At 67.6% G+C, this 12,428-nt stretch carries 11 protein-coding genes; 8 read left to right on the top strand and 3 right to left on the bottom strand.

The genetic code is table 11. From position 1 onward, the window contains the following. Positions 1-6 precede the first annotated feature (6 nt). Genes ASE63_RS10845 through ASE63_RS10835 form a run of 3 tightly spaced genes read right to left on the bottom strand, consistent with a single transcriptional unit; the run spans position 7 to position 3,717 of the window. Positions 7-1,026, bottom strand: a complete 1,020-nt coding sequence (locus ASE63_RS10845; protein WP_056800796.1) for an ABC transporter permease — start codon at positions 1,024-1,026, stop codon at positions 7-9. Further along, positions 1,013-2,539 (bottom strand): sugar ABC transporter ATP-binding protein, encoded by a 1,527-nt coding sequence (locus tag ASE63_RS10840; protein WP_056800794.1) that lies wholly within the window; start codon positions 2,537-2,539, stop codon positions 1,013-1,015. The genes ASE63_RS10845 and ASE63_RS10840 overlap by 14 nt, the downstream gene beginning before the upstream one ends. Next, the gene (locus ASE63_RS10835; protein ID WP_056800792.1) at positions 2,536-3,717 is read right to left on the bottom strand and encodes an ROK family protein; all 1,182 of its coding nucleotides are present in this window, start codon (positions 3,715-3,717) and stop codon (positions 2,536-2,538) included. The genes ASE63_RS10840 and ASE63_RS10835 overlap by 4 nt, the downstream gene beginning before the upstream one ends. Positions 3,718-3,938: 221 nt before the next feature. Between ASE63_RS10835 and ASE63_RS10830 the strand changes: the two genes are divergently transcribed. From ASE63_RS10830 to ASE63_RS10795, 8 genes are all read left to right on the top strand, one after another. Beyond that, complete coding sequence (locus ASE63_RS10830) at positions 3,939-5,006, top strand: sugar phosphate isomerase/epimerase (RefSeq protein ID WP_056800790.1); 1,068 nt, start codon at positions 3,939-3,941, stop codon at positions 5,004-5,006. 267 nt (positions 5,007-5,273) lie between these two features. Then, positions 5,274-8,183, top strand: coding sequence for a monovalent cation/H+ antiporter subunit A (locus ASE63_RS10825; RefSeq protein ID WP_056800788.1), 2,910 nt, complete (start codon positions 5,274-5,276; stop codon positions 8,181-8,183). Beyond that, on the top strand, positions 8,174-8,515 hold the full coding sequence (locus ASE63_RS10820) for a Na+/H+ antiporter subunit C (RefSeq protein ID WP_056800786.1): 342 nt from the start codon (positions 8,174-8,176) through the stop codon (positions 8,513-8,515). Before ASE63_RS10825 ends, ASE63_RS10820 begins: the two co-directional genes overlap by 10 nt. After that, positions 8,512-10,149 carry a monovalent cation/H+ antiporter subunit D gene (locus ASE63_RS10815; RefSeq protein WP_056800784.1) on the top strand — a complete coding sequence of 546 codons (1,638 nt, stop codon included), beginning with the start codon at positions 8,512-8,514 and terminating at the stop codon, positions 10,147-10,149. Before ASE63_RS10820 ends, ASE63_RS10815 begins: the two co-directional genes overlap by 4 nt. Then, positions 10,146-10,631: a Na+/H+ antiporter subunit E gene (locus ASE63_RS10810; RefSeq protein WP_056800782.1), complete on the top strand. Its 486-nt coding sequence runs from the start codon at positions 10,146-10,148 to the stop codon at positions 10,629-10,631. The genes ASE63_RS10815 and ASE63_RS10810 overlap by 4 nt, the downstream gene beginning before the upstream one ends. Beyond that, positions 10,628-10,909, top strand: coding sequence for a K+/H+ antiporter subunit F (locus tag ASE63_RS10805; RefSeq protein WP_056800779.1), 282 nt, complete (start codon positions 10,628-10,630; stop codon positions 10,907-10,909). The genes ASE63_RS10810 and ASE63_RS10805 overlap by 4 nt, the downstream gene beginning before the upstream one ends. Further along, positions 10,906-11,274, top strand: coding sequence for a monovalent cation/H(+) antiporter subunit G (mnhG, locus tag ASE63_RS10800; RefSeq protein ID WP_056800777.1), 369 nt, complete (start codon positions 10,906-10,908; stop codon positions 11,272-11,274). Before ASE63_RS10805 ends, mnhG begins: the two co-directional genes overlap by 4 nt. A gap of 218 nt (positions 11,275-11,492) precedes the next feature. Beyond that, positions 11,493-12,413, top strand: coding sequence for a cell wall hydrolase (locus ASE63_RS10795; RefSeq protein WP_056800775.1), 921 nt, complete (start codon positions 11,493-11,495; stop codon positions 12,411-12,413). Positions 12,414-12,428 lie beyond the last annotated feature (15 nt).

Here is a 12,428-nt window from a genome sequence, read left to right as displayed (position 1 = left end):
CCGCTTTCAGCGGCGGCCCTTCTGCAAAAACGCGACGGTGATGATGACGAAGCCCTGCACGGCGGCGTTGAGGTAAACGCTGATCAGGCTCGTCAGGTTGAGGATGTTGCTGATGACCGAGAGCAGGATCGCGCCGACAACGGTGCCGATGATGCTGCCCTGGCCGCCCTTGAGCGCGGCGCCGCCGACGATGACCGCGGCAATGGCCTCCAGCTCCCAGAGCAGGCCGGTCGTCGGCGAGGCCGAGCCCAGCCGCGGCACGTAGAACAGCGTGGCGATGCCGACGCAGATGCCGAGCAGCATATAGGTCAGGATCTTGACCCGCTCGACGTCAACCGCCGCGTAGCGCGCCACCATCTCGTTGGAACCGATAGCCTGGACATGCCGGCCGAAGGCCGTCTTGTTGAGGATCGCGGCACCGATCAGGGCCACGACGAGGAAGGCGATCACCGGCACGGGCACGCCGAGCAGGCTGCCGTAATAGGCGGGTGCATAGAGATCGGCGAGGTTGTTCTCCAGCGTCAGCGCGCCGCCATCGGCGAAATAGGTCAGGTACGCCCGGTAGATGCCAAGCGTGCCGAGCGTGACGATGAAGGGCTCGATCCGCCCCTTCGCGATCAGCACGCCATGGATCAGGCCGAAGGCGCCGCCGAGCAGGATCGCGAGCCCGGCCCCGAGCATGACCGCCAGCAGCGGCGAGCCCACCGCGCCGGCCGCCCAGTTGATGAACATGATCACGCAGCCGGCTATCAGGGCCGCCATCGAGCCGACCGAGAGGTCGATGCCGCCGAGGATGATGACGAAGCACATCCCGACCGCGATGATGCCGATGAACGCCGTGCGGGTGAGCACGTTCAGCGCATTGTCCATCGTCGCGAAATCGCTGTTCAGCCCGGCGCCTGCAGCACAGAGCAGCACGAGGCCGATCACCGGGCCGAAGCTGGCGAGCCGGTCCGCGAAGGAGGGGCCGGCCTCGGCGCGGCGCGCGTCGGCGGCTTGCGCCGCTGCGGTCTCAGGCTGCGACATGGCGGCTCCCCGTGGCGTGAGCGATCATGATCTCTTCCGTCAGTTCGTCACCAGCGACGGTCGCGACCAGCCGACCGCCGCGCATCACCGCGACCCGATGGGCCAGCCCGATGAGCTCGATCAGTTCGGAGGAGATCACGACGACGGCCAGTCCCTGCCGTGCCAGCCGCTGGATGAGGAAATAGATTTCGCGCTTGGCACCGACATCGACGCCGCGCGTCGGTTCGTCCAGCACCACAACCCTCGGTTTGGGATGCAGCACCTTGGCAAGCGCGAGCTTCTGCTGGTTGCCGCCGGAGAGGGCAGCTGCCTTGACGGAAAGCGAGCCGGTGCGGATGCCGAATTCGTCGACCGCGCGCGCCAGCGCCTTGCGCTCGGCGCCATGGTCGAGCCAGGGTCTGGCATATTGTTCCAGCGCCATCAGGGTCAGGTTCGGTGCGAGCGGGAAGTCGACATGCAGCCCCTTGCCCTTGCGGTCCTCGCTCAGATAGCTCAGCCCCTGCCGGGTGGCCTCGCCGAGCGAGCGCAACGTCACGAGGCGCCCTGACAGCGAGACTGCGCCACCGCCGGGCCGCAGGCCGAGAATGCCCTCGAACAATTCGGTCCGGCCCGCGCCCACAAGCCCGGCGAAGCCGAGGATCTCACCCGGACGGACGGCGAAGGAGATGTCCTGCGCCCAGCCGGGCACGGAGAAATTCTCGACGGCGAGCGCGGGAGGCGCCGCCGCGTCGAAAGCCTCCTTCACGGGAAACAGGTCCGCGATCTCGCGGCCGACCATCATCGTCGCCATGTCGTGGCGGCTGAGCGAGGCGGTCGGCGCGCGCCCGACCAGCTTGCCGTCGCGCATCACGATCACCTCGTCGGTGATGCGCTCGACCTCGTCGAGCTTGTGCGAGATGTAGACGACGGTGACGCCGTCGGCGCGCATGCGCTCGATCAGCGAGAACAGGCGCGAGACCTCCGAGGGGGTCAGCGTCGCGGTCGGCTCGTCCATGATCAGCAGCCGCGCCTTGCGCGAGAGCGCCTTGGCGATCTCGACGAGCTGCTTCTCCGCGACGATGAGCTGGCGCACCGGCGTGTCCGGAACGCGCTCGAGCCCGACCTGCTGCAGCGCCGCGGCAGCCTCGCGCCGCATCATAGCCTCGTCGAGGAACCAGCCGCTGCGCCGTTCATGGCCGAGGAAGATGTTGCCGGCGATCGAGAGATCCTCGGCCAGGTTGAATTCCTGGTGGATCAGGACGATGCCGCGCTTCTCGGCGTCGCGCGAACCGGCGAACGCAACGGGCTCGCCGCCGACCAGGACGCGGCCCTCGCTCGGCTGCTCGTAGCCTGCCAGGATCTTCATCAGCGTCGACTTGCCGGCGCCGTTCTCGCCCAGCAGGCCGTAGACCCGTCCGGGCTCGAGCGCAAAGGAGACGCCGTGCAGCACCTCGACCGGGCCGAAGCGCTTGACGATGCCGTCGAAGGCAACGGCGAGGCCGTGATCGCCCGGACTCCGCTCTTTCGCGATCATGCCGGGCTCCCCGTACGCAGCGCCTCGCGCATCGCCAGCACACCGGCGCCGATCAGCCCCGTCTCCGGGCCGAGCGGCGCGGAGGTGATCTCGAGATGGCGTGTCGAGAGCGCAAGCGAGCGCTGGTTCACGCTCTGGCGGATGGCGGCGAGGAACATCGGGCCGATCGCGGCGACGCCGCCGCCGATGAAGACATGCGAGGGGTTGTAGAAATTCACCAGCGCCGCCAGCACCTGGCCGATCAGCCGGCCCGAGCGGCGCACGATCGCGTCGGCCTCGGCATCGCCGTCGCGGCAGGCCGCACCGATGTCGCCCGCATGCAGCGCGCCCTGCTCGGCGAGCTTGCGGGAGAGAACCTCGCTGCGGCCCGACCCGGCTGCCTCGACGCCCATGGCGACGATCGCGGGAGCGGCCGCCATCGCTTCGACGCAGCCGCGATTGCCGCAGCGGCAGAGCGGGCCCTCCGGGTCGACGCAGATATGGCCGATATCACCGGCCGACCCGCTGGCGCCGCGATAGAGCTCGCCATGGCAGACGATGCCGCAGCCGATGCCGGTGCCGACCTTGATGACAAGGAAGTTTTCGATCTGGCGGCGCTGGCGCCAGAGCACGCCGAGCGCCATCAGGTTCACGTCGTTGTCGACGAAGACCGGGGCGTCGAGGATCTCGCGCAGGTCGTCGCGGATGGCGTAACTGTCCCAGCCCGGCATCAGCGGCGGATTGACGAGCTGGCCTGCCGTGAAATTCACCGGGCCGGGCACGCCGATGCCGACCGCCAGGACGCTCTCGCGAGCGATGCCGTTCTGCGCCAGCATGGCGGGCAACAGCGCGCGCAGGCGCGCCATGATCGGCCCCGGCCCGGCCTGGACGTCGGCCTCCTGCGAATGGCGCGCGATCACGCTCAGATCCGGCTGCAGCAGCGCGATGTCGAGGCTGGTCGCGCCGATATCGACGCCGATCAGCACGCCGATCCGGCCATGAACGCGCAGGGTTTCCGGGCGGCGGCCGCCGGTGGAATGCTGCACGCCGGCCTCGTCGAGCAGGCCCTGATCGAGCAGTCCGGCGGCGAGCGCATTGGTCTTGCTGCGGGAAAACTGCAAGGTATCCGCAAGCGAATGGCGCGCCACCCCGCCGGCCCAGAACGCCGCTTCCAGCAGCGCGAGCTCATCGGGACTCAAGGCGTGCCAGGGCAGAGCGATAACGGGCCTCCTGTGTTTCCTCGTTCGACCTTGTCGCGGTCGTTAGCCCGGAGCTTGCCGCGAGGCATCGACCCGCTCAAGACCGAACTTCGGCTTAATTCAGGCTGAAGAATAGCGGAAGATGTTGAGCAAAATTGCAGTGCCATGGTCTGGACCGAGCAGGGGCGATCGCGGCATCGTCCGGCCAACCGGAGGACGAGATGCCGAAGACGATGCAGGGCCCCGCGATCTTTCTCGCGCAGTTTGCGGGAGACAAGGCGCCGTTCGACAGCTGGCCGGCCATCACCCGCTGGGCGGCGGAGCTCGGCTATCGCGGCGTGCAGCTGCCCTCGAATGACGGGCGCCTGTTCGATCTCGAGAAGGCGGCAGCCTCGCAGGATTACTGCGACGAGATCGCCGGCATCGCGGACGAGAACGGCGTCGTCATCACCGAGCTCTCGACCCATATCCAGGGCCAGCTCGTCGCGGTGCATCCAGCCTACGACGCGGCCTTCGACGTTTTTGCGCCGGAGCAGCTGCGCGGCAAGCCGGCCGAGCGGCAGGAATGGGCGGTGGCACAGATGAAACTAGCGGCGAAAGCCTCGCGCCGGCTCGGGCTCGACGGCTCGGTCAGCTTCACCGGCGCGCTGGCCTGGCCCTTCCTCTATCCCTGGCCGCAGCGGCCGGCCGGGCTGGTCGACGAGGCCTTCACCGAGCTGGCCAGACGCTGGCGGCCGATCCTCGACGTCTATGAGGAGCATGGCGTCGATGTCGGCTTCGAGATTCATCCCGGCGAAGACGTGTTCGACGGCGCGACCTTCGAGCTCTTCCTCGACAGGCTGGGTGGCCATAAGCGCTGCCGGATCAACTACGATCCCTCGCATTTCCTGCTGCAGCAGCTCGACTATCTCGCCTTCATCGACATCTATCACGAACGGATCAGCGCCTTCCATGTGAAGGATGCCGAGTTCCGGCCGAACGGCCGGCAGGGCGTCTATTCGGGCTTCGCTTCCTGGGTCGAGCGGGCCGGGCGTTTCCGCTCGCTCGGCGACGGGCGGGTCGATTTCAAGGCGATCTTCTCGAAGCTCGCGCAGTACGGCTACGACCGTTGGGCCGTGCTCGAATGGGAATGCGCGCTTAAGGCTCCGGAAGACGGCGCCCGCGAGGGCGCGCGCTTCATCGCGGACCACATCATCCGCGTCACCGAGACCGCCTTCGACGATTTCGCCGGCGGCGGCGACCCGGGGTTGGCCCGGCGGATGCTGGGGCTCGGCCAGCAATCGTCCTGACGGGTCCGCCCCGGCCAGCTCGGCGCCGCCGGGCGGCACATGCGTCGCCACGCCTCGTGGAATTTTGTTACGCGGGCTGTTAACCGGCGGTCGGTTACGCGCAAGCGGAACTGACATCTGCGCGTGCCATGGGTCGAAGCTGAGGCGGTCGGCCCGCCGGCGACGCGCGAAATCGCGCAATCTCTGGTTTTCACCGTCCACTCGGCGTTGTGCGGATCGCATTGCATGGCCTAAGAACGGACAGTGCCGCCCAGGCGAAGGAGAACGATGGAGCCCTTCCTGCTACTGCTGATCCTCGCATTGCCGTTCATCGGCAGCCTGGCCGTGGTCTTGTCCCCGGGCGGCTCGCGCGAGCCGGCAACCTGGATCACCGGGCTCACCATGCTGGCCTGCCTGATCCTGGCCGTCTCGCTCTATCCGTCGGTGAGCACCACGGACGCGGTCCGGCTCCAGGCCGAATGGCTTCCGTCTCTCGGGCTGAACTTCACCCTGAGGATGGACGGGTTTGCGTGGATCTTCGCGCTGCTCGTCAGTGGCGTCGGGCTCCTGGTCGTCATCTATGCCAGGTACTACATCTCGGCCGAGGATCCGGTCCGCCGGTTCTACATGTTCTTCCTGGCGTTCACCGGGTCGATGCTGGGGGTGGTGCTCTCGGGCAACCTGATCCTCCTGGTCGTGTTCTGGGAACTGACCAGCATCTTCTCCTTCCTGCTGATCGGCTACTGGCACCACACCCAGGCGGCGCGCGACGGCGCTCGCATGGCCATGACGATCACCGGCATGGGAGGCCTCGCCCTGCTCGGCGGCGTGCTGATCCTCGGCCATATCGTCGGAAGCTACGACCTCGACGCCGTCCTCCGGTCGGGCAACCTCATCCGCTCGCATGAGCTGTACGTCCCGGCGCTCGTACTGATCCTCCTCGGCACGCTCACCAAGAGCGCGCAATTTCCCTTCCATTTCTGGCTGCCCAACGCCATGGCGGCCCCCACGCCGGTCTCGGCCTTCCTGCATTCGGCCACGATGGTGAAGGCCGGCGTGTTCCTGATGGCGCGGCTCTGGCCGGTGCTCTCCGGCACGCCAGAATGGTTCATGATCCTGGGCATCGCGGGCATGGCGTCGTTCGTGCTCGGCGCCTATCTCGCCATGTTCCAGCACGACCTGAAGGGGCTCCTCGCCTACTCCACGATCAGCCATCTCGGCCTGATCACGCTGCTGCTCAGCCTCGGCAGCCCGCTCGCTGCGGTGGCGGCGATTTTCCACATGCTAAACCATGCGACCTTCAAGGCATCGTTGTTCATGGCGGCCGGCATCATCGACCACGAGACCGGCACGCGCGACCTGCGCAAGCTCTCGGGCCTGTTCCGCTACATGCCGATCACGGCAACGCTGGCGATGGTGGCGAGCGCCGCGATGGCGGGCGTGCCGCTGCTGAACGGCTTCCTCTCGAAGGAGATGTTCTTCGCGGAAGCCGTGGAGACGCACGCCGATTCCTGGCTGGACACGGCCGCCCCCTACGCGGCCGTGCTCGGCAGCGCGCTCGCCGTCACCTATTCGCTGCGGCTGATCCATTCGATCTTCCTGGGAGCGCCTCCCCAGGATCTCCCCCGCGAGCCGCACGAGCCGCCGTTCTGGATGCGGTTTCCGGTGATGTTTCTGGTCATCGCGTGCCTCGTCATCGGGATCATTCCCGCCCTGACCATCGGCCCGTTCCTTCACGTAGCCGTCGCGTCCGTGCTGGGCGATGCAACGCCGCAATACAGCCTGGCGATCTGGCACGGCTTCAACCTGCCGCTGGCGATGAGCGTGGTCGCGCTCGCCGGCGGCGCTCTGCTCTATCTCTGCGCCGGCGCTTATCTCGCACGTTCGGAGCGTCCTCTGCTTCTTGGCCGGATCCAGGGACAGCGCATCTTCGAGCGGGTCATGGTCGCGATCTCCTGGCGCTGGGCGCATCTCATCGAGGACGTCTTCGGCACGAGGCGTCTCCAGCCGCAGATGCGCCTGGTGATCGCAGCCGCGGTCGCCGCAGGGACGGTGCCGCTGCTCGCCTCGGGCCTCACCTTCGGCACCTTCGGCAATGGCGCGACGGATTTCGCCTTCACCGGGCTCTGGTCGGTCGGGATGATCTGCGCGGTCGCGGCCGCCTATCAGGCCAAGTTCCACCGCCTCGCGGCGCTCGCCCTGCTCGGCGCGACGGGGCTCGTCACCTGCGTGACCTTCGTCTGGCTGTCGGCGCCGGACCTCGCGGCGACCCAGCTCGTCGTCGAGATCGTCACCACGGTGCTGATCCTGCTCGGCCTGCGCTGGCTGCCCAAGCGCTCGCAGGACGTCGCGGAACCGGGGGGGTGGATGCCGCGGCTGCGCCGCTTCCGCGACCTCGCCATCGCCATCGTCGCGGGGCTCGGCATGACGGCGATCTCCTATGCCGTGATGACGCGCGCGCCGCCGGAGACGATCGCGAACTTCTTCGTCGAAAAGGCCTATGCCGAAGGCGGCGGCCGCAACGTCGTCAACGTCATTCTCGTCGATTTCCGCGGCTTCGACACGCTGGGCGAGATCACGGTGCTTGGCATCGTGGCGCTGACCGTCTTCGCGCTGCTGCGGCGTTTCCGCCCGGCCCCCGACAGCATCGAGCGGCCCGAGCAGCAGCGCGTCCAGCGGTCCACCGAGGAAGCCGAGCCCGAGGTGGAGGCCGGAGCGACCAAGGCCGAGTATCTCTACGTGCCGTCCGTGATCATGCAGTGGATGTTCCCAGTCGTCATCGTGCTGGCCGCCTATCTCTTCCTGCGCGGCCACGACGCGCCGGGCGGCGGTTTCGCGGCCGGCGTCGCGATGGCGGCAGGGTTCATCCTGCAGTACATGGCCGGGGGCACGGTTTGGGTCGAGGACAGGCTCCGCATCCTTCCGGTGGCCTGGATCGGCGGCGGTCTGCTGCTGGCGGCCTTCACCGGAACGGCCTCGATCCTGCTGGGAGACCCCTTCCTCACCTCCTATTTCCGATATGTGGAGGTGCCGTTCGTCGGGAAGGTACCGATGGCGAGCGCCGCCCTGTTCGATCTCGGCGTGTTCAGCCTCGTGGTCGGCGCCACGGTGCTGATGCTGATCGCCATCGCCCACCAATCCATCCGCCGCCTGCGTGTGGCGGCCCGCCTCGAGGAGGAGCGCCAGAGATGGAACTGACGCTTGCGATCGCCATCGGAGTTCTGACCGGATCGGGCGTCTGGCTCGTGCTGCGCCCGCGCACCTATCAGCTGGTCATCGGCCTCTCGCTGCTCTCCTATGCAGTGAACCTCTTCATCTTCAGCATGGGCCGGCTGCGCGTCGGCGCGGCCCCGGTGCTCGACGGCGCCAGCGCAGCTAACCCTGCGGATTATGCCGACCCGCTTCCGCAGGCGCTCGTGCTCACTGCGATCGTCATCGGCTTCGCCACGACCGCCCTTCTCTTGGTCGTGCTGCTCGTCGCCCGCGGGCTGACGCGCAACGACCATGTCGATGGGCGCGAGTCGAGCTGATGGAGTGGACGAAGCACCTTCTCATCGTCCCGATCCTGCTCCCGATGATCACGGGGGCGGCTCTGCTGCTGATCGACGAACTGCGCCATACGCTGAAGGCGCTGCTCAGCGTGGCCTCGACCGTGCTGCTCCTGCTGACGGCCGTCGCTCTGCTGCGCATGGCGGACGCGGCTCCGGACGCCGGCCCGGCCCTTTCCACCGCCTATGCCGTTGCCGACTGGCCCGCGCCATTCGCCATCGTGCTCGTGCTCGACCGGCTGTCGGCGCTGATGCTCGCGCTCACGGCCGTGCTGGCGCTGGCCTCGCTCGTCTACTCGACGGCGCGCTGGCACGCGGCCGGGCCGCATTTCCATACGCTCCTGCAGTTCATGCTGATGGGGCTGGGCGGCGCCTTCCTGACGGGCGACCTGTTCAACCTCTTCGTGTTCTTCGAGGTCACGCTGGCGGCGTCCTACGGCCTGCTGCTGCACGGTTCCGGCGCATTCCGGGTTCGCGCCGGGCTGCATTATATTGCGATCAACCTGGCCGCATCTCTGCTTTTCCTCATCGGCGTCAGCCTGATCTACGGCACCGCCGGAACGCTGAACATGGCCGATCTGGCCGTTCGCCTGCCGGCCGTGCCCGCCGAGGACCAGACGCTGCTGCGCGCAGGCATCGCGATCCTCGGCACCGCCTTCCTGGTCAAGGCCGGGATGTGGCCGCTCTGCTTCTGGCTCCCATCCGCCTATATGGCAGCGGCCGCCCCAGTCGCCGCGATCTTCGTCGTGCTGACCAAGGTCGGGACCTATGTGCTGCTGCGCCTGTCCCTCCTGCTGTTCGGCCCCGCGACGGTGGATGCCGGCGGCTTCGGCGGCACGGTCTTGCTGTGGGGCGGCATGGCCACGATCGCCTTTGCGACATTCGGGGTGCTCGCCTCCCAGGCGATGGGCAGGCTCGCCGGCTACAGCGTGCTGATCTCTTCGGGGACCTTGCTCGCGGCCGTCGGCATCGGCAACAGCGCGGTCGTGTCCGGAGCCCTGTTCTACCTCGTCAGCTCGACCCTCAGCGTCGCGGCCTTCTTCATGCTGATCGAGCTGGTCGAGCGCGCCCGCGAACCTGCGGCGGACGTGCTGGCCGTCACCCTGGAGGCCTATGGCGGCGAGGCCGACGAGAGCGAGGAGCATGAGGACGAGGAGGTCGGCGTCGCTATGCCGGGAGCGCTCGCCGTGCTCGGTATCTCGTTCGGCTGCGTCGCGATCCTGCTCGCGGGCCTTCCGCCGCTGTCCGGCTTCATCGCCAAGTTCTCCATGCTGACGGGAATGCTGAATCCGGGGGGGCTCGGGGCGCAGGCCGCGATTCCGGGGCATATCTGGCTGCTGGTCGCGCTGGTCATCCTGTCCGGCCTGGCCGCGCTGATCGCGATGATGCGTACCGGTATCCGAACCTTCTGGGCGCCGCTGGAGGTGATCATTCCGCGCGTGCTCGTGGTCGAGGTCGCGCCGATCCTCGCACTGCTGGCGTTGTGCATGTACCTTGCGGTGCAGGGCGGCGCGATGCTCAGCTACACCAATGCCGCGGCCGATGCCCTGCACGCCCCCTCGACCTATATCCAGGGCGTCATGGGCACGGGCCAACCGCAGGGCGCATCCCGATGAGCCGCGTGCTGCCCTATCCGCTCCTGACCGCCGCGCTGCTTCTGATGTGGCTGCTGCTGACCTCGTTCTCGGTCGGGCAGTTCCTCCTCGGGACCGTCGTCGCGATGGGAGCGTCCCGTGCCATGGCGGCGCTCCAGCCGGCGAAGCCACGGATCCGGCGATGGCAGCCCATTCCCAAGCTGCTGGGAATGGTGATGCTGGACATCCTGAGATCGAACTTCGCCGTTGCCAGCCTCGTCATCCGGAGAAACCGCCCCGACCGTGTCTCCGGTTTCGTCATCATACCCATCGAGCTCCGCGACCGGACCGGCCTCGCCATATTGTCCTGCATCGTCACCAGCACGCCTGGCACGGCTTGGGTCGAATACGCTCCGGATTCCGGTGTCCTGCTGCTGCATGTGCTCGACCTCGTCGACGAGGCCGAGTGGGTCTCCCTGATCAAGAACCACTATGAGGCGCCGCTCATGGAGATTTTCGAATGACCGCGGCGATCCTGTTGTGGTCGGTGACCGCCGCCCAGACGATGCTGGTCGGCGCGATGGGGTGCAGCGCCTACAGGCTGATCCGCGGGCCGCGTGCGCAGGACCGCGTGCTCTGCCTGGACGCCATGTATGTCAGCGCCATGCTGCTGATCCTGACGATCGGCATCCGCTCCGGCAATTCCCTGTATTTCGAGGCCGCCTTGATCATCAGCGTGCTCGGCTTCGCCTCGAGCATCGCGCTCGCCAAGTTCCTCATGCGCGGCGAGGTGATCGAATGAGCCATGCCGAGAACCTGCCCGCCTGGGCGGCCTTGCTGACGTCCGCTCTGGTCCTCATTGGCGCGGGGCTGACGCTGCTCGGGGCGATCGGTACGCTGCGCTTCCGCAGTTTCTTCGAGCGGGTGCATGCGCCGACGCTCGGCACGAGCTGGGGGACAGGTTCGATCCTGCTCGCCTCGATCATCTGTTTCACGGTCCTCGAATCGCGCCCCGTGGTGCAGGAGATCCTCATCGGCGTCTTCATCAGCGTCACGACGCCGGTCACGCTGATGCTGCTTGCGCGCGCCGCCCTCTACCGGGACCGGACGGAGGGACATGGGGACGTTCCTCCGCGCTCCGTCCTGCGCCGACCGCCGACTTCGTAGGATCATGTCCGGGAGCCGGCCTGCCCGGGGGCAACCGCGAGATGCGTGCATGAGCAGGAACAGGCCTCCAGCCTCGCGAGCGATGGCCGACCCGAGATCACGCATCTTTGCCTCTTTCATCCGAAATTAACTTTCTGGTAAGACATTCAGGATTCCTTTCCGGTGACTACGGTCCGCCGTCTGCGGCAGCCCAGATCCCGTAATCAGGAGATTGCCGCATGAAGCGGGCCGTGATCGCTGCAAAAACTGTCCGTTCCATCGATAAGAGCCGCTACGGCCGCAAGGCGATCCCGCTTCTGATCGCACTCGCTGCGCCGGCTCTCGGCGCCTGCAGCATGTCGCCCGTCGAGACCGCCTCGACTGCCTCGGCCGCCGCGCCCGCGGCAAAGCAGCCCCACGAGGCTCGCAAGCGCGCCGTCGCCCTGGCGAAGGCCGATCCGCGCGAGAGGGAATGCCTTGTCCGCGCGATGTATTTCGAATCGAACCGCTCGAGCGAATCGGGCCTGCTCGGCGTCGGCACGGTGGTGATGAACCGGGTGGAATCACCCCGCTATCCCGAGACGATCTGCGGCGTCGTCGGCGCACCGCGCCAATTCGCCCCCGGTGTGCTGACTCGCCAGATGGCGCAGCGCGACCTGCCGAAGATCGAGGCGATCGCGGACAACGTCCTCGACGGCAAGCGCCACGAGGCCGTCGCCAATGCCAAGCACTTCCACATGGCCGGGCTGCGGTTCTCCTACAAGAACATGCATTACGTGACGGTGGCGGGCGGCAACGCTTTCTATGTGAAGGGCGAACGTCCCGAGCGGCGTCGCATCGAGGAGCCTAGCTATCAGCTGGCTTCGGTCTCCGCACCTGCACCAGCTCCTCTCGCCACCGCCGCCTCCACCGTGCAGACCTCCTTCGCCGCCGCGCCGCTCGCCTTCGCGCCAGCGGCTCCGAAGCCGACTGTCAGCCCGGCTGCAGCTTCGGTCGTGCATCTCGTCAGCAATGCGCCGCTGCCGCCCAGCCGGCCGCTCGATCTCGACCTGCCGAAGAAGCCGCTCCGCGCCTTCGTCGCACCGCCGCAGGGCGGCGCCCGTCTTGCCGCGCTGATGCCCGACTCGCGCGGCCTGCGCGGTACCCTGCCGCAGAATTGAGTCAAACGAGGACCG

Origin of the sequence: Allobosea sp. Root381 (assembly GCF_001429395.1) — a bacterium.
GTDB lineage: Bacteria > Pseudomonadota > Alphaproteobacteria > Rhizobiales > Beijerinckiaceae > Allobosea.
Note: the sequence above shows the minus strand (reverse complement) of the source record. Positions and strands in the feature narration are given on the sequence as shown.